The sequence below is a fragment of the Alishewanella tabrizica genome, from assembly GCF_014652375.1.
In the GTDB taxonomy this organism is placed as follows: Bacteria; Pseudomonadota; Gammaproteobacteria; order Enterobacterales; family Alteromonadaceae; genus Alishewanella; species Alishewanella tabrizica.
This window is the reverse complement of sequence record NZ_BMYR01000010.1, coordinates 87,902-106,079: the sequence shown is the minus strand read 5'-3', so window position 1 is coordinate 106,079 and position 18,178 is coordinate 87,902. Positions and strand designations below refer to the sequence as shown.

Annotated in this window: 16 protein-coding genes; 12 read left to right on the top strand and 4 right to left on the bottom strand. The window is 46.5% G+C overall.

The window, feature by feature from the left end; genetic code table 11:
* Positions 1–151: 151 nt before the first annotated feature.
* The 4 genes from IE070_RS12590 to astA all read right to left on the bottom strand — a co-directional run bounded on the left by IE070_RS12590 (position 152) and on the right by astA (position 4,374).
* Positions 152–1,642 carry an FG-GAP repeat domain-containing protein gene (locus IE070_RS12590; RefSeq protein ID WP_189483546.1) on the bottom strand — a complete coding sequence of 497 codons (1,491 nt, stop codon included), beginning with the start codon at positions 1,640–1,642 and terminating at the stop codon, positions 152–154.
* A gap of 57 nt (positions 1,643–1,699) precedes the next feature.
* Positions 1,700–2,278 (bottom strand): sugar O-acetyltransferase, encoded by a 579-nt coding sequence (locus tag IE070_RS12585; RefSeq protein WP_189483545.1) that lies wholly within the window; start codon positions 2,276–2,278, stop codon positions 1,700–1,702.
* Positions 2,279–2,490: 212 nt separating this feature from the next.
* A complete protein-coding gene (locus IE070_RS12580; protein ID WP_189483544.1) occupies positions 2,491–3,294 on the bottom strand; it encodes a DUF1338 domain-containing protein in 804 nt (267 codons plus the stop codon).
* 51 nt (positions 3,295–3,345) lie between these two features.
* Positions 3,346–4,374, bottom strand: coding sequence for an arginine N-succinyltransferase (gene astA, locus IE070_RS12575; protein WP_189483543.1), 1,029 nt, complete (start codon positions 4,372–4,374; stop codon positions 3,346–3,348).
* A gap of 142 nt (positions 4,375–4,516) precedes the next feature.
* Between astA and IE070_RS12570 the strand changes: the two genes are divergently transcribed.
* From IE070_RS12570 to IE070_RS12515, 12 genes are all read left to right on the top strand, one after another.
* On the top strand, positions 4,517–4,954 hold the full coding sequence (locus IE070_RS12570) for an Lrp/AsnC family transcriptional regulator (RefSeq protein ID WP_189483542.1): 438 nt from the start codon (positions 4,517–4,519) through the stop codon (positions 4,952–4,954).
* 109 nt (positions 4,955–5,063) lie between these two features.
* Positions 5,064–6,065, top strand: a complete 1,002-nt coding sequence (gene cysP, locus IE070_RS12565) for a thiosulfate ABC transporter substrate-binding protein CysP (RefSeq protein WP_189483541.1) — start codon at positions 5,064–5,066, stop codon at positions 6,063–6,065.
* Positions 6,066–6,067: 2 nt separating this feature from the next.
* Positions 6,068–6,904: a sulfate/thiosulfate ABC transporter permease CysT gene (gene cysT, locus IE070_RS12560; RefSeq protein ID WP_189483540.1), complete on the top strand. Its 837-nt coding sequence runs from the start codon at positions 6,068–6,070 to the stop codon at positions 6,902–6,904.
* Positions 6,901–7,719 carry a sulfate/thiosulfate ABC transporter permease CysW gene (gene cysW, locus IE070_RS12555; RefSeq protein WP_189483539.1) on the top strand — a complete coding sequence of 273 codons (819 nt, stop codon included), beginning with the start codon at positions 6,901–6,903 and terminating at the stop codon, positions 7,717–7,719. The genes cysT and cysW overlap by 4 nt, the downstream gene beginning before the upstream one ends.
* A gap of 125 nt (positions 7,720–7,844) precedes the next feature.
* Positions 7,845–9,686, top strand: a complete 1,842-nt coding sequence (locus IE070_RS12550; protein ID WP_189483538.1) for an SLC13 family permease — start codon at positions 7,845–7,847, stop codon at positions 9,684–9,686.
* A gap of 34 nt (positions 9,687–9,720) precedes the next feature.
* Complete coding sequence (locus IE070_RS12545; RefSeq protein ID WP_189483537.1) at positions 9,721–12,621, top strand: monovalent cation/H+ antiporter subunit A; 2,901 nt, start codon at positions 9,721–9,723, stop codon at positions 12,619–12,621.
* A complete protein-coding gene (locus IE070_RS12540; protein ID WP_189483536.1) occupies positions 12,621–12,971 on the top strand; it encodes a Na+/H+ antiporter subunit C in 351 nt (116 codons plus the stop codon). The genes IE070_RS12545 and IE070_RS12540 overlap by 1 nt, the downstream gene beginning before the upstream one ends.
* A complete protein-coding gene (locus IE070_RS12535) occupies positions 12,968–14,560 on the top strand; it encodes a monovalent cation/H+ antiporter subunit D (protein WP_189483535.1) in 1,593 nt (530 codons plus the stop codon). The genes IE070_RS12540 and IE070_RS12535 overlap by 4 nt, the downstream gene beginning before the upstream one ends.
* On the top strand, positions 14,560–15,075 hold the full coding sequence (locus IE070_RS12530) for a Na+/H+ antiporter subunit E (protein ID WP_189483534.1): 516 nt from the start codon (positions 14,560–14,562) through the stop codon (positions 15,073–15,075). The genes IE070_RS12535 and IE070_RS12530 overlap by 1 nt, the downstream gene beginning before the upstream one ends.
* Positions 15,072–15,350, top strand: coding sequence for a K+/H+ antiporter subunit F (locus IE070_RS12525; protein WP_189483533.1), 279 nt, complete (start codon positions 15,072–15,074; stop codon positions 15,348–15,350). Before IE070_RS12530 ends, IE070_RS12525 begins: the two co-directional genes overlap by 4 nt.
* Complete coding sequence (gene mnhG / locus IE070_RS12520) at positions 15,347–15,712, top strand: monovalent cation/H(+) antiporter subunit G (protein ID WP_189483532.1); 366 nt, start codon at positions 15,347–15,349, stop codon at positions 15,710–15,712. The genes IE070_RS12525 and mnhG overlap by 4 nt, the downstream gene beginning before the upstream one ends.
* A 420-nt stretch (positions 15,713–16,132) precedes the next feature.
* Positions 16,133–18,136, top strand: coding sequence for a cation:proton antiporter (locus IE070_RS12515; RefSeq protein WP_189483531.1), 2,004 nt, complete (start codon positions 16,133–16,135; stop codon positions 18,134–18,136).
* The last annotated feature ends 42 nt before the right edge of the window (positions 18,137–18,178 follow it).

The following is an 18,178-nucleotide window of genomic DNA, read 5'->3' as shown; positions in this document are numbered from 1 at the left end:
GGCGAAGTGGCACCTTGTAGTCGTCATTTTTACTTAAGGCTGTGCGCATAAAACTTATAGCGTTACCACCATTGGCTTTAGCCCATTCAGCTTTGCAGTGGCAAGATCAGACCCGCTCAATCTGGCCACCGCAATCTTGTAAAAATGGGATTTAAGGATTTAACAAGATAAGCAACTGATTACGCTGCCCTTCTACATCTAAGCTATCAAAGGGCAAAATCAAATCGTCTTTGCCATTGCCGTTTAGGTCCATTACCCTGACGCGGCTAGCGTCTCGCGGTAACGCTAAAGCCACTTTGTCGCTATTGCGGCTAAATAACCGGCTACTGTCTGGCGCAAAAAAACGGAGTTCCCGCCCGCCCTCGCCTAACACTAGGGCTTTACGTCCATCGCCGCTAACATCCATTAATTCAAATAACGGCATATCGAAGCGCAAATTACTGATACTCACATCAATTTTAGCTTGTTGCCGAAAGTTTGCCTTTGCGGGGTATGTGCGATTTTCTGCCAGTAAGTAAAAATCGACATCTAGATTTGCACTGCCGCGTAGCAGTACCCTGACTATCGTGCCCACACCAATCTGTGTAGTGGGAATATAAAAATCTTGACGCCCATCGCCATTAAAATCAGCAATCACGACCTCGGTGGGTACCGAATCGACCTTAATTTCAGTATCGGCTTGGGCGGGATACACAATCCCCGCTTCACCTTTGCGGCCAAAAAACACCTGGAAGCGGCTACTGCGCTCTAACGCATCAGCAATCAGCTCAACGTTTAGCACAATATCAGGGATCCCATCGCCGTCTAAATCCTTAATATCTTCTAAACTCACAATACTTTGGCCACTGTAACTGCGTCCGGCATCAGAGCGTTGATCCTCTTCTTGTTCAGTTGAAAGCACCAATGGCCAATCAGGTAACCATGGGGTTGTATCAACACTGCCATCGGACTGTTGTAAAAACGCTTCAAATCGACCTTGCTGCACAAACAGCAAATCGATTAATCCATCCTGATTTACATCCATAAGATAGGGACGTCTGCCTGTATAATCGGCACGATTATTATTCCATGTTTGCACTCTGGCACTTACGGGTAAAGCATAATGCTGAAAACTGCCATCAGCTTGCTGTCGATAAAGATGCGTATGCTGAAAATCAGGCACAATAAAATCGCTAAGGCCCGATCCTAACTCAAGCGTAAAAGCACGTTCACGTAATCTTACGGGATCGACCACCCGAAAAAGAGAAAGAGTTTGCACGAGTGGCGAGATAAATCCTGTGGGTGGCGCCTCCGCGGTTCTGGGCTGCTGTTGATAATGGAAAATGCCGTCGGTTGCCAAAAATACCAATTGCTCTGTGGCGTAGCCGGCTAATTTTGCATGACTAAAGTATTGCGCTTGAGCGGGAATAGGTAATGAATAAGTTTGATATGATGCTAAATCTACCGCCGTTAACCAGCGTTCAAACTGACTAAATCCCGACACCATTAACTGATTTTGCCCAGGCAGATGCACAATACTGCCATTCGCAGGATGGGTTAAGGGCACTGTCACGCTTTCTAGTGGAAAGGCAACGCTCGCTGCTGAATACACCATGCTTACACCCAGCATGCTGGCTAAAACCGTTTTTAACACGTTACGCATTCAAGTTCCTAAAGAATTAACTGGACGTTGTTAGGCTTATGATTAAACCATTGGATATTACGGCGCACCATGCGGTAGCGTATCATTTAATTGGCGTAAAATCCGACATGGATTCCCCGCGGCTAACACATCCTCAGGGATATCTTGCGTAACAACAGAACCCGCCGCGATCACCGAGCGCGCGCCAATACGGATCCCTGGGCAAATAATCACGCCACCGCCAAGCCAGACATCGTCGCCAATGGTGATGGGCGCCGCCTGTTCTATGCCGGTTCGTCGTTCAGCCGCCGCAAGCGGATGATTAACGGTGTACAATTGCACCGCCGGTCCAAAGAAGACATTATTACCAATAGTGACAGGGGCAACATCTAAAACCACACAATTGAAATTAAAAAATACCCCATCTCCGATAAACAGATGCTTGCCATAATCACAGTGAAATGGCGGTTCAATAAACACATTATTCCCAACGGCTCCTAGTATGTCGGCCAATAATAACCGCCGTTGTTTGTGATGCGAGGGCGCACTGCTGTTATAGGTAGCAAGTTTTTGCCGAACCGCCAAGCGCATCTGTCTTAGCTCGGGATCCAGTGGATTGTACCAGGCACCCGCAAGCATTTTTTCATATTCGGTCATGGTATTCCGCTATTTTAGAATTAATCAACGTTATCCTTAGTAAAACATCACCCGTTCTTTATGGTCACGACGTTTTACCAAAGCAACTAACCTTAACACAACTTAGGCCTATTGACGTTTGCGGGGCGTTTTGTATTTGTACAAAATAAAAAAAGCCCTGTTACAGCATAACAGGGCAAAGGTTGGGATATTACAGCAAACGGGGAAGAAGCTTAACGCGCGTTGGTACTTTCAAAAATCTTATCTGCTGAGGCCGCCACAAAACCGCTGTATAGCTGGCCATTCGCCAACGGATAGCGCCGCGCAAATTCATAAAAGCAACTGGGGATCTGGGTTTCACCATCCAAAAATTGCACCGGTACAATATCGGCCAAGGTGGCAGATTGCTCTAAAAATACCTCAGGCGTGCCTTTGATCTCGCCGCCAGCGGTATTCAGTAAAAATCCTGCTTGTTTAAGTGCTGCATTTACGTCTTCTAAGGCAGCATATTTTTCTAAATAATTCACGTTTACCGTAAAATGGTTCGCGCGATAGCCCCAAGCGGCAACCCAGGCCGCGTACTCACTTTCAGCCAATAATTGCTGATAGGTGCTGCTGCTTACTTGCCAATGTGTGCCCGAATACAAAAAGTTATCAGCTGATACAGCTTCTTCAGGGATCTGTGCCACCAAGTCTTCAATCGTGCTTTTTAAAGAGGCAGAACATTTATCAAGCAGTAATTCAGAAATAAAAACTTTGGGTAAGGTAGGATCAGCATGTTCAAAATGCTTGGCGTATAACTTTTTCGCCTCAAAATGATATTCGCCTCCCTCTTTATAGCCCAGCGCCAAAAAATGTGCGGCCAATTTATCTAACGATACTTTCGGCAAATTAAAGGTGCGTAAGGCAATATGATCATTAATCACATCATCTTGCTGAGAAGAGCCTAAAAGCGCATGCACTTTTTGCGCTGATGGGGTTACCGAAAGATAGTTTTGCCACAAATTTTCAAATAAAGCGTTAACATCAGTATGCATATGAAATCCCCTGTGAATTGCTGCTGCGTAGTTTATCCCGAAGCGATTAACTTAACGCTGATCCAGATTAATAAAACGGGCAAAATCGCCCTCTTGTAATGCTAACGCCGCAGCGATAGCTGGGCTCAATAGTAACGTCCCCGTAGCGTCATCGAATTTCGCTTGCTTACCGAAGGTTGCTTTAAACTCACCTAACGCCGTATTAGCAATAGCTAAGGTATGTTCGCCTTGTATGTCCACTAGTTTCACTGGCACTTTACGGCTAGAAGCGACCGAACGAATATCGCTTAAATTGGCTTCAACCGTTGGTCCAGCGTCAAATAAGTCTATGTAGCCGCGATGTTTAAAGCCTTCTTTTTCAAGCATTTTTAACGCTGGTTTGGTATTTTCGTGTACTTGACCAATCACCTGCTGCGCTTCCACAGGCAAAAGCCCCACATAAATAGGATGACGTGGCATTAGCTCTGCGATAAACGATTTTTTACCCACACCAATCAGCTTGTCAGCCTCGGGGAATTCTATCGTTAAAAACAATTGCTGCAACCAGCCCCAAAATGGCGGTTCGCCCTGTGCATTCGTCGCGCCACGCATCTCTGCAATCACTTTATCGGCAAAGCGTTGCGGATGTTCGGCCATAAATAAAAAGCGTACCTTTGATAAAAACCGTCCGGCATGATTCCGACGATAGCTTTCACGCAAATACAGCGTACAAATTTCTGAGGCCCCCGTGTAATCATTGCAAAGTGTTAAAGTTTTCAACTGATTTAAAACATTTAATTCAGCACTGTGATGAATAACCGTATTTTGCTGAAAATGGTAAAGGGGGGTTTGTAAGCCGACTGCGGCCTCAATCCCGGTGGTGCCGACAATCTCGCCCGTTTCAGTATCTTCAAGAACAAATAAATACCCTTGATCACCCGGCGCGCTGACCTGCGCGGCAAAGCTGTGCTCTGCATGATGTATTTTTTGCCACAAACGTTCATCGTGCACAGGCAACGAAGTAAAACCATGGCCAGACTCGATGGCAATCTGCTTTAAGGCAGCAAAATCTGCAGCCGTAATAGGCCGAATAATTAACATTTAACAAGGCCTCATAAAAGAAAAATAATAATATCAGCGAGGTATATGTTAACTATTATAGTGGTCAGCAATGTCAATCTGCAGTATCATTTAGATTAAAATAACGGTGTTTAATTGCAATTTGATAAGGTCAATTAGCAAAATGCTAAATAAAGAAGATGAAAAGTTATTGGCGTTATTGCAACGCGATGCCCGTGCGAGTATTTCAGATTTAGCCAGAGCCCTATCATTATCCCGCGCTACGGTGCAACATCGGTTACAAAAGCTGCAAGACAGTGGCGTGATTAAAAGCTTTACAGTAGAGCTCAGTGATAGCTATTTAACCAATTTGGTCTCGGCGCACGTGAGTATCAAGGTAAAACAAAAACTGACAGCGCGAACCAATACAGAATTGCGGCAAATGCCACAAATATCCGCCTTATTTGCCATTAGCGGCGAATATGATTTAATTGCCATAGTCCAAGCACAAAGCACTGAACAACTCAGTCATCTCTTGGATGATATTGGTAATTTAGACGGAGTGGAACGCACGACCTCATCGGTGATTTTAGAAACCAAATTTAAACGTCAGGGCGTGTAATGCTTATAGCATCCGTGTATGCTTTATAACTAAATAGCCTTATGAAATAGCTTGTAGTAACCATTACGCATATTAAACTAGCCTTATCTAAATTTTGAGGTGAATTGTCATGCGTAAATTGATATTAGCGACGGCCTTGGTTGTCAGTACCCTTGCCCATGTCCCAGCACACGCAAAAGAAATTTTAAACAGCAGCTATGATATTTCACGCGAGCTCTTTGCTGAAATTAATCCTCTTTTTGTAGCACATTGGCAAGCAAAGACCGGTGAAACCTTAACGATCAATCAATCGCATGGCGGTTCATCCCGTCAAGCACAAGCCATTATTCAGGGGCTGCGCGCTGATGTGGTTACATTTAATCAAAGCACGGACATCGATATTCTGCATCAACGCGGTAAATTGTTACCCGAAAATTGGCGCGAACGTTTAGCCAATAATAGCTCACCATACTACTCCACCATGGCATTTTTGGTGCGTAAAGGGAATCCGAAGAATATTCAAGATTGGGCCGATTTGACCAATGAAGGCGTAACCCTGGTTTTTCCCAATCCAAAAACCTCAGGTAACGCCCGTTATACGTATTTGGGTGCCTATGGCGCGGCCAAGCAACGGTTGGCAGATGATGCCGCTGCGCGAAGCTGGATGGTTGAGTTTTTAAAACGCGTAGTGGTATTTGATACAGGTGGTCGTGGCGCGACAACATCCTTTATTGATCGTGAACTGGGTGATGTATTAATCACCTTCGAATCTGAAGTGAACAACATTATCAAGCAATACCCTGATCTTGCCTTAGAACGCGTAGTGCCGAAAACCAATATTCTCGCTGAATTCCCCGTAGCTTGGGTTGATCGCAACGTCGCCAGAAATGGTACGGAAACGCAGGCCAAAGCCTATCTTGAATTTTTGTATAGCGAGCAAGCGCAGCGCGTACTGGCCAGCTATTTTTATCGCGTTTACGATAAAACCGTCGTTAATGACACAGCTGCGCAGTTCCCAGAAACGCAATTATTTACTGTTGAAGACCAGTTTGGTAGTTGGGATGCGGTAAATACCACTCACTTTGGCAATAACGCCGAATTAGATAAATTGCTGGCAGAGGGCCGTCGCTAACCATGGCGAAACAAAACGGTAAGCGTGTGCTGCCAGGCTTTAGTGTAAGCCTTGGCAGCAGTTTATTTTTTATTGGCTTGGTGATTTTATTACCGCTCACGGGTTTGGTAATGGAAACGGCCAAACTCACCCTACCTGAATATTGGGCCATTATCAGTGATCCCCGTGTTGTGGCCTCCTACAAAGTGACCGCCTCGGCCGCGTTAGTTGCCAGTATTTTTAATTTGTTTTTTGGGCTTTTAATGGCCTGGATCTTAACGCGTTACCGTTTTCCAGGACGTTTGTTGTTAGATGGCTTAATGGATTTACCTTTCGCCTTGCCCACTGCAGTGGCAGGATTAACCTTAGCCGCATTATTTTCCACCCAAGGTTGGTATGGCCAGTATTTAGCCTTGTGGGATATTAAAGTCTCCTATACCTGGCTGGGAATTGTGGTGGCAATGACCTTTACTAGCGTGCCCTTTGTGGTACGTACTGTTCAACCGGTACTGGAAGAGTTTGGCCCTGAATACGAAGAAGCGTCAGCGACCCTCGGTGCCAGTCCCTTTCAAACCTTTTATCGCGTGATTTTGCCCGAAATAAAACCAGCCCTGTTAACAGGTACTGCGCTTTCATTTACGCGCAGTTTAGGTGAATTTGGTGCGGTGATCTTTATTGCCGGTAACTTGCCTTGGCAAACTGAAGTCACGTCATTAATGATCTTTGTACGCTTACAAGAGTTTGATTACGCCGCTGCTGCGGCCATTGCCAGTGTTGTCTTGCTGGCGTCCTTGATACTGCTTTTCTTAATTAACGGTCTACAGCAACGCTATCAGCACATCACGGGGGCCCTGAAATGAACAATAATGCGGGAAAAGGGATCCGTCGGGTATTAATTGCAACAGGGGTAACCTTAAGCGTTTTACTGTTGCTAACCCCACTACTATTGATTTTTATTGCCGCATTTTCAGCAGGCATCGGCGGGGTTATTCAGAATCTAAGTGATGCCGATATGTTGCATGCCATTGGTTTAACACTCTTAGTAGCAGGTATCACTGTTCCTATTAATTTAGTTTTCGGTACCTTAATTGCATGGTGTGTTACCCGTTTTACCTTTCCCGGTCGGCACCTGTTACTCACGTTAATTGATATTCCGTTTGCTGTTTCGCCTGTCGTAGCGGGCCTCTTGTATTTATTACTTTATGGCAGCAATGGCCCTTTTGCTCACTGGCTAGATGCGGCGGATATGCAGTTAATGTTCGCGTGGCCAGGTTTAGTATTAGTCACTATTTTTGTGTCTTGTCCTTTTGTAGTAAAAGAGTTGGTACCATTAATGTCAACGCTTGGCACCGAGCAAGAAGAAGCGGCCGTATTATTAGGCGCCAGCGGCTGGCAAGTGTTTTGGCAAATCACCCTACCCAATATCCGCTGGGCTTTACTTTATGGCGTAATTTTAACCAACGCACGTGCTGTTGGAGAGTTTGGTGCGGTATCCGTCGTATCTGGAACCATTCGCGGCCAAACCAATACATTGCCATTGCATATCGAACTCCTGCAACAAGACTATAATGCTACTGGTGCTTTTATTGCCGCGGCGTTGTTAACCTTAATGGCGATTGCGACCTTAGTGGTAAAAGCTGTATTGCAATCCGAATTGCATAAGACAAATACATAAGACAAATACATAAAACACCGACCTAAGACTGCTGAATACGCACCTCAGAGTACTGTATTCTTTTTAGCATAAGCTTTACACTGGACATCAGTAACTTAGCACTGGTTAGTCAAGGACTTTAGCGCATGTCTAACGAATTATGGATGGTGCTGGCTTTACTGCTTGGTGCTTTGGTGTGTTTTGTGATCAATAAACCCCGCTCAGATGTCGTGGCGCTGACGATACTTATCCTATTTCCGCTAACAGGCGTCTTGTCGGTCGCGGATACGCTAGCAGGTTTTAGTAATCCCACAGTCATTCTTATTGCCGCATTGTTTGTGGTGGGTGATGCCTTGGTTCGTACTGGTATTGTTTATCGATTGGGGGATTGGCTGGTAAAAACCTCAGGCAGCAGTGAAATACGTTTAGTCATTTTGCTAATGTCTAGCGCTGCCTTACTGAGTTCAGTAATGAGTTCGACGGGTGTCGTTGCGGTTTTTATTCCCGTTGTGCTCAGCGTAGCAGCCCGCTTGAAAATCCTACCTGGTCGTTTATTGATGCCGTTAGCCTTTGCGGCGCTCATTGGCGGTATGTTAACGCTTGTCGCTACCCCTCCCAATATGGTGGTAAATAATGCGTTAATGCAAAGTGGGCAGGCAGGCTTCAACTTTTTTAGTTTTACCCCGATTGGCCTGACCGCACTGATACTTGGTATCGGCTATATGTTGCTGTTGCAACATTGGTTAGCGCCAAAAACAAAGAGCGATACCCCCACACAACAGCGCCTGACGCTGGCCGATTTAGCCAAAACGTATTGTTTAACCGAGCGCGAACTCAGGCTTCGGGTTGCAAGCCATTCACCTTTACTTAACCAGCCGCTTAATGCGCTTGGACTGCGCTCAGAATACGGCATTAATGTGGTAGCGGTAGAGCGATCGCAGAAATTCCGTACCTTATTGCTGCTTGCTACCGGCCAAACAGTGGTTCAGCCTGGCGATATTTTATTAGTCGACTTAGCCGATCCGCAAATGAGCGTTATGCAAGCCTCGGCCATACTCGGCTTAGAGCCGTTGCCCCTAAGCAGCTCTTATTTTAGCTTGCACGCACACGAGCTTGGCTTGGCTGAAGTGGCCTTTCCACCCGAGTCGTCATTACCAGGCAAAAGTATCCAAGAATTAGCATTCCGTAGCCGTTACCGGCTTAATGTGCTTGGGATCCGGCGCAATGGCCAGGCCCTTAATCAGGTGTTGGTAGACGAAAAACTGCAAGCGACAGACACAATCTTAGTGGCGGGTACCTGGCAAGATATTCAGCAGTTACACCAACAAAACCGCGATTTTTTAGTGTTAAGTGTGCCGGCAGAAATTGACGAAATGACGCCAGCAGCGAAAAAGGCGCCACATGCGCTGGCCTGTTTGGCGCTGATGGTGTTTTTAATGGTCAGTGATCTGGTGCCTGCCGTAGTGGCCGTGTTAATTACCTGTTTATCACTCGGCGCCTGCCGCTGTATCGATTTAGCCAGTGCCTACAAAGCCATTAGTTGGCCCAGTATTATGCTGATTGTTGGCATGCTGCCTTTTGCTCAGGCGCTGCAACTGACGGGGGGTGTCGACTTACTGGTAAATCAGTGGCTTAGCCTAATGGGTAACGCCAGTTATCATGCCGTGCTCGCCGCGGTATTTATACTGACCACCCTACTTAGTCTGTTTATCTCTAACACCGCTACCGCTGTTTTAATGGCGCCAGTGGCTATCTCACTGGCCAGCGCCTTTCAGGCGTCGCCTTATCCCTTTGCTATGATGGTGGCGCTAGGCGCCTCAGCCGCTTTTATGACCCCAGTTGCGTCGCCAGTAAACACTTTGGTGCTGGGGCCAGGCCAATTTAAGTTTAGTGACTTTTTAAAAATTGGGACTCCCTTAACGGTTATATTATTAATTATCAGCGTTATAATGGTGCCGTGGCTGTATCCACTCCACCCTAACGGTTAATTAACGTTTACTGGCTGTTTTTTTAAGGAGAAAAATGCTGCTACTGCTGCTTATCCTTTTACCCTTTATCGGCGCTATTGCTGCAGCCTGCATGCCCGCGCATGCTCGCAATCGTGAAGCCTGGTTTGCTGCCGCTATTGCACTGAGCGGTCTGCTGATTACCTTGTCACAGTTTGCCGTGGTAAGTGAAGGGAGTATTTTACGCTACGAGATAGCGTGGTTACCTGCTTATGATCTGAACCTTATCTTTCGCATGGATGGCTTAGCCTGGTTATTCACCGTATTAATTCAAGGTATCTGTTTACTGGTGGTGCTCTACGCCCGTTATTACATGTCACCTAAGGATCCAGTACCCCGCTTTTTTGCATTTCTATTAGCCTTTATGGGTGCTATGCAAGGCGTGGTGCTTTCGGGTAATCTCATTCAGCTAGTAATGTTTTGGGAGCTGACCAGTCTCACGTCTTTTTTACTGATCGGATACTGGCATCACAGACCCGATGCGCGCCGAGGCGCTCGAATGGCCTTTACCGTGACTTCGATTGGCGGCCTGTGCTTGCTAATCGGTGTTTTGCTACTGGGGCATATTGCCGGAAGTTATGATTTAGATAAAGTGTTACTGGCGGGTGAGGTGATTCGCACACATGCATGGTACTTACCCACTTTAATTTTGATTGCCCTAGGTGCACTTACGAAAAGCGCACAATTTCCATTTCATTTTTGGTTGCCACATGCCATGGCCGCCCCCACGCCGGTATCGGCTTATTTGCACTCTGCCACCATGGTAAAAGCGGGTATTTTTTTACTTATGCGGTTATGGCCCGTATTAGCCGGCACGCCAGAATGGACATGGATTATTGGTACTGCGGGCGTGTGCACCATGCTGATCGGTGCCTTTTTAGCCATTTTTCAACACGATTTAAAAGGCTTATTGGCCTATTCCACCATTAGTCATCTAGGGTTAATTACCTGTTTACTGGGTATTGGTACACCATTAGCGATGGTTGCTGCCATTTTCCACACATTAAACCATGCCACGTTTAAGGCCTCACTGTTTATGGCTGTGGGGATCATTGATCATGAAACGGGCAGCCGCGATATGCGCACCTTAAGTGGTTTACGTCGGGTATTACCTTACACAGCGACGTTAGCTATCGTGGCCAGCGCAGCAATGGCCGGTGTTCCGCTACTAAACGGTTTTCTCTCTAAAGAAATGTTTTTTGCAGAAGCCTTATTGGTAGGCTCAGCCTCAAATTGGTGGATGTCGGCCGCAGCGGTATTAATGGCCATTTTTGGTGTGGCCTATTCGCTACGGTTTATTCAGGTATTTTTTGGCCCCTTGCAAAGCGGTGACAATTCAACACCGCATGAGCCGCCCCGTTGGATGCGCTTCCCCGTGGAGCTTTTAGTGCTCTGTTGTTTAATCGTAGGAATATTACCTGAACTCAGTATTGGCTTATTACTGGGTGCTGCAGCACAATCAGTGTTAGGCGACGCGATACCTGAATACAGCTTAGCAATTTGGCATGGTGTGAATTTGCCACTTGTAATGAGTGTGCTGGCGTTTGGTGGTGGTGTGGTGTTTTATCGTTGGCTGGTTGCACGCTGTAATTTAAAACTACGCGATAATGTACCGTTGCTGCATCGCCTAAATGGCAAAGAGGCCTACGAAACCACCATGTTGCTTTTGGCAGCAGGCGCTGCGCGCCTAGAACGCTGGCTTGGAACACGACGACTACAACCTCAATTAGTAATCCTGATCTTATTGGGCATATCGGCTGCATTGCTGATGCTGTGGTATCTGCCGACAACACTGAGCGCGTTGCAATTTACCCCAATAAATCTGCCTTTTGCCTTACTGTGGTTGGTGGGGTGTAGCTGCGCTATCGCCGCGGCATGGCAAGCAAAATATCATCGATTAGCCGCATTAATATTGGTTGGCGGCACAGGTATTGTCACCAGTTTAACCTTTTTATGGTTATCGGCACCTGATGTAGCCTTAACGCAATTAATGGTTGAAACCGTAACCACGATCTTACTTTTACTGGGTTTACGCTGGTTACCCGCCCGTATCTCAGCGCGTAAACTTAATTTAGTGGCCACGTCACGTGATAAACTGCGACGGATCCGCGATCTTAGCCTCGCGATTACCGCAGGTGTGGTACTTACACTTGTCAGTTATATCATTCTTATTCAGCCAGAAAACCAAACCATTAGCCTGTTTTTCCTTGAAAAATCACTCCCTGAAGGTGGCGGAAGCAATGTGGTAAATGTGTTATTGGTTGATTTTAGAAACCTCGATACCTTGGGTGAAATTACCGTTTTAAGCATCGTCGCATTAACCGTTTATGCCCTATTACGACGGTTTAGGCCTGCACCTGAAAGCATGCGGATCCCACCACAGCAAACCAATCCGGTAGATCCTGCTTCAAGCCAATTGCCTGGTGAACAGGCCGCTACTGGCTATTTGCAGGTCCCCGCAGTATATCTGCGCTTACTGTTACCCATTATTATCGTGGTGGCGATTTACTTTTTTATGCGGGGCCATAATTTGCCCGGTGGCGGCTTTATTGCCGGCCTGATTTTCGCCGTTGCCTTAATTATTCAATATATGTTGGCGGGTACCGCCTGGGTGGAAGCGCGCTTAAAATTACAACCTCATCGCTGGATCAGTATCGGTTTAGGGCTTGCCACCCTTTCTGGGATGGGCGCATGGCTATTTGGTTATCCGTTTCTTACCACACATACGGCCCATGTTACGCTGCCGCTATTGGGTGAGTTACATCTACCGAGTGCCTTTGTATTTGATTTAGGCGTATTTGCCGTTGTCGTAGGGACCACCATGCTTATTCTGATTGCGTTGGCACACCAAGCCGTCCGCAGCCATCGTATCCCTGGACAAAGTAATGAATATCGCGCACAACAGGAGCAAAAATAATGGAACTGATCCTGGCATTAGCGATTGGCATTTTATTTGGTTCGGGTGTTTGGCTCGTGTTACGTCCGCGCAGCTTTCAAGTCATAACAGGCTTGTTATTACTGTCTTACGCGGTCAATTTATTTATCTTTATCACCGGGCGGGTGCATATTAATAAACCCCCACTCACCCTCCCCGAGCAGGCGGCAACGGCGATGCAATATGCCGATCCCCTCCCTCAAGGTTTAGTGCTAACCGCTATTGTTATTGGTTTTGCCACAACAGCGCTGTATCTAGTGGTTTTATTGGGCTCTCGCGGCTTAACAGGTACTGATCATGTGGATGGTAAAGAGCGAGAACACGACGAATGAAGCCATTTATTGCCGAGTTACTCATTCTCCCTATTTTGCTGCCATTATTGACAGGCGCGTTGCTGGCATTAATTAATGAACGCCATCACAAAGCAAAATTTGTGATCAACCAAGTCAGTACCTTACTGTTGTTAGTGCTCGCCATTGGCCTATTCTGGTTAACGGATGGTCCTGTTACTGGCGATGATATTTTGGTGTTTTTGGCCGCGAACTGGGCAGCGCCTTTTGGTATCGTATTGGTTGGTGATAGATTAGCCACGTTGTTTATGCTGCTCGCAGCCTTACTCGCCAATTGTGCACTCATTTTTTCTTATGGCCGCTGGGCTAGGCTTGGGGTGCATTTTCATACGTTATTTCAATTATTACTGATGGGGATTAATGGCTCGCTCCTAACTGGCGATCTGTTTAATCTCTTTGTCTTTTTCGAAGTCATGTTGGCCGCATCTTATGGTTTACTGCTGCACGGTTATAATGTGAATCGGATCCGGGCCGGTATGCAATATATCGTCGTAAACTTGATTGCCTCGCTGTTTTTTTTATTGGGAATTGCGTTAGTGTACGCGGCAACAGGCACGCTAAACTTTGCTGATTTGGCTACAAAAATACCGCTGCTTGCCGAAACACAACGTCAGATGCTGCATACCGCAGCAGCTATTTTAGCCGTGGCATTTCTCACGAAAAGCGCTATGTGGCCATTGGGTTTTTGGTTACCCATTACCTACTCTGCCGCATCACCACCGGTTACTGCCATGCTCGTGTTATTAACGAAAATAGGCATATACGTCATATTAAGGCTGCATTATCTGCTGTTTGGTGACGCCGCAGGCGACTCTGCTGGGTTTGGTCAGTCTTTTTTACTGCTTGGTGGATTATTCACCCTGACCTTCGGGGCCATTGGCTTATTGGCGAGTCAAGATTCTGGACGCATTGCCAGCTATAGTGCGGTGATTTCGTCTGGCATCTTACTGGCGTTAATGGGATATGGTGAGGCCATTACGCTCAGCGCTATGTTGTTTTATTTAATCAGCTCAACACTGGCCGTAGCGGCTTTTGTGCTACTAACCGAGCTGATTGAACGCATTTATACTCCTGCAGATAGCGTATTTGCGTTAAGTATGGAGTTTTTTGCTATGGAAGAAGATAAAAAAGAGTCTGCTGGGGTAGTGATCCCGGCCGCTATGGCATTTTTGGGGCTGACCTTTGCAGCTTGCGCGCTCATCATGTCTGGGTTACCGCCGTTGTCTGGCTTTATTGCAAAATTTAGTATCTTGCATCAATTACTGCAAAGTCGAAATGATGTTGCCAGTTGGCTTTTGGTTATCTTATTGATTTTTGCCGGATTAACCGCGATTATTTCATTAATGCGCTTTGGCGTGCGCAGTTTTTGGACAGCCCAAGCAGCCCAAAGTCCGCGTTTAAAAATGAGCGAAGCCAGCCCTATCCTCTTGTTATTACTGCTTTGTATTACCATGACCATTATGGCAGGCCCACTCTATGCGTTATTAGATCGGGTGGCCGACGATTTATTACAAACACATCGCTACATTGAGCAGGTATTGCATACCGCCCCCATATCGAGGAACGATTAATGCAAACCCCTTTTTTACACCGTTGGTTACCCGCACCATTACTGTCGTTAAGTTTGGTTATTATTTGGTTATTATTAAATCAAACGCTCGCCGCAGCACACATACTGTTTGGGACAATTATTGCGATTGTCATCCCAAAAATGACTGGACGATTACGCCCACCGGCAACGCAGCTACGCAAACCTTGGGTGTTTCTAAAGCTACTCTGTTGGTCGACACTGGAGATCCTACGTTCTGCGCTCAATGTCAGTAAAATTATTCTGTTACGTAGGCAACAGAGTATCAATTCGCAGTTTATTAAGGTGCCGCTTGATTTAAAGGATCCCGTCGGGTTAGCCATTTTGTCTTGCTTAATCAATTCCACACCCGGTACCGTATGGATAGAGATCCTTCCCGATACGCATGAATTGTCGTTACATGTGTTTGACTTACAAGATACCCAGTGGTGGATTGATACGATAAAACAACGCTACGAGCAGCCACTACGAGACATGTTTGAACAGGAGCCCAAATGAGATTTTTAGTGGAGATAACCCTGTATTTTTCGCAACTTTGTTTATTGCTTGCAATGTTATGTTGTGCCCTGCGTTTGTTAAGAGGGCCAACCGCACAAGATCGGGTATTAGCCTTAGATACACTTTGGATGATTATTATGCTCTTTACACTGGTGCTTGGGATCAGCTTTGCCAGCCAAGTCTACTTTGAGTTAGCCATGCTTATTGCGCTTACTGGTTTTGTTTCGACCATTGCTCTTGCTAAGTTTTTAATGCGCGGGGAGATCATCGAATGAGTCAGTTACCAGAGACCATTCCGCTGTGGGTAGGTATTCCCGTTATGCTATTTTTGATTATCGGTAGCCTGGTAACATTGATTGGTGCACTGGGCTTGTATCGGCTGCCGCATTTTTATCAACGGATCCACGGTCCAGCCATTACCATTACATTAGGTACTGGGTGTTTTTTGCTGGCCTCAATGGTCTTTTTTACGGGTTTAGCACAGCGTCCTATCGTGCATGAACTGTTGATCACCGCCTTTGTGTTACTTACGGCGCCCGTCAGCGCCATGCTGATCATGCGTGCTGCCGTTTACCGAGATTTACGTAACGACAATAAAAAATCGACAGAAAACTTGTTAGACAGTGCCAAAAAGTAACGTTAGTGGCGATTACAGCTACTTGCTTAAAAGCCCAAAATACCACTTCTGCTTTTAACTCGCCTTGCCCTAAGGATCGCACCACCAGCGAAATATTGTTTAAGGTACCGGTTTCAATAAAGGTCCTATCGGCACTAGCAATGGTAAAAATACTGGTGAAATACAACTGCTGCACATCAGGCTTAATCAGCCAAAAGGCAAAGGGTTAGAGTTAGGGTTAGGGTTGATGAACGCATTTTAATATAACTAAAAATTTATTTTTTATAACTTATTAGAGCTTTTAGCTATTTCAAATAATCAAAGTCATGTTGCATCGCGCATTTGTTCTAAAGAAAGGACTTATGCAATAAGAGCATCGCTATTTATTGCCTTCTGGTTCCGTTATCATTGCAAGCAGTGTTGGTTTAATTAATTCATTCTATGGCAGATTTTTTCCCTATTACCAATCCGGTCGTTGTATTTGCGATTGTTGCCAGCCTGATCCTGATCTGCCCTCTTCTGCTCGCGCGCTATCGCTTACCCGGTATGATAGGGCTATTATTTGCAGGGGCCCTGCTTGGCCCCAATGCGCTAAATGTGCTGGCGCGAGACCAATCCTTTGTACTCTTTGGCACCGTCGGCTTGTTGTATATTATGTTTATTGCTGCACTTGAAATTGATATGCAGCAATTAAAACGCTCAAAATCGCATACGCTGCTGTTTGGCTTACTCACCTTTATTATTCCGCAAGCGACCGGCACCGCCATCGCCTTGCTGCTCGGCTTTGACTGGCTGTCGGCAATATTGCTAGCCAGTATGTTCGCCTCTCATACGTTGCTGGCTTACCCTATTGCCAGCCGCTTAGGCATTAGCCGCAACCCTGCCGTTACCACTGCTGTCGGCGGCACCATTATTACCGATACCCTCGCATTGTTAGTGCTGGCCGTTATCGCTACCATGGCAAAAGGCGAGCTTAGCGAGCACTATTGGCTGCAACTGGGCATAAGTTTAAGCCTGTATATTCTGGCTATTTTATTCTTATTGCCCAAGCTCGCGCGCTGGTTTTTTCGCAGTGTTGGCGGTGATGGTGTGGCCGAGTTTGTGTTTGTGCTGGCAACGGTGTTTATCTGCGCCAGCTTCTCGCACCTGGCCGGCGCGGAGCCGATTATCGGTGCCTTTTTGGCAGGCTTAGCCCTAAACCGCATTATTCCGCACAACAGCACCCTAATGAACCGGCTGCAATTTACCGGTGAAGCGATTTTTATCCCGTTCTTTTTGTTATCAGTTGGCATGCTGCTGGATGTCGGCATTTTCTTTGCCAGCGCCCGCGCTTGGGTAATAGCCTTTGCCATGGTAGCAACAGTGATTTTAACCAAATGGGCCGCTGCAGAGCTGTGCCGACTGTTTTTGGGCTACAGCAAACCGCAAGCGCGGGTGGTGTTTGGTTTAAGCGTGGCCCAGGCTGCCGCCACACTGGCCGCGACCATGGTCGGCTATGAAATAGGTTTGTTTGATGAAGCCGTGGTAAACGGCGCCATTCTTATGATTTTAGTCACCTGCTTCTTAGCACCGTGGTTGGTTGATCGCTACGGCCGGAAAATGGCCTTAAGCCAACAGCAATTACCAGAAGATAACCAAACAGAATCACGCATTCTGGTGGCACTGTCACCCGAGCAACCCGCAGAGCCCTTTTTACAGCTAGCGAAATGGCTGCGTAAACCCGGCACGGTACAACCCGTTTATGCCATGACCATTGTAGAGGAGCAATATAGCCACGACGCTAAGCTACAGCACGCGGAAAAGCTGCTAAGCAGTGCAGTAAGCTATTTAGCCGCTGCCAATATCCCGGCAGAAGCTAAGCTACGAATTGATCTGAATATCACCGATGGTATTTTACGGACACGTCGCGAACTCAGGGCAGGTGAAGTGATTGTGGGCTGGAGTGAACACAGTAGCACGTCTGAACTGTTATTTGGTTCTATGCTAAGCCGCTTATTAGCTGATCCTGCTTATACCCTGCTGGTAAAACGCCAAGTAGCCCCTCTGCAACATGGCAAAAGACTCTGTTGGTTACTACCACCCAATGCCGATTTAGAAGCTGGCTCTGCCGAAGCACTACAATTGATAAAAAGGTTATGTCAGCAACTTGGCCTTGCTTTGCATATTTATTGCCAGATAGAACAACAAACGCGGTTAAAGCTGCGCTTAAAAGCGCTGCCCGATACGCAATGGCATACCGCAACCGACTGGCTACAATTGCCAGCACTACTGCAAAAGCATAACCTCACTGGTGATTTACTGGTATTTTACGGTGTGCGCAAAGATGGCTTGGCTTGGAATAGCCATCTTCCAGAAGTGCAAAACCAATTGGCAATGCAGTTTCCAGCAACCAATATATTGGTAATTTATCCGGCTGAAACGCGTGATGAAATACCACTCGCGTGAAAAGATCAACACCCAGTTTGAGACCACCCCGTCTAACTGGGT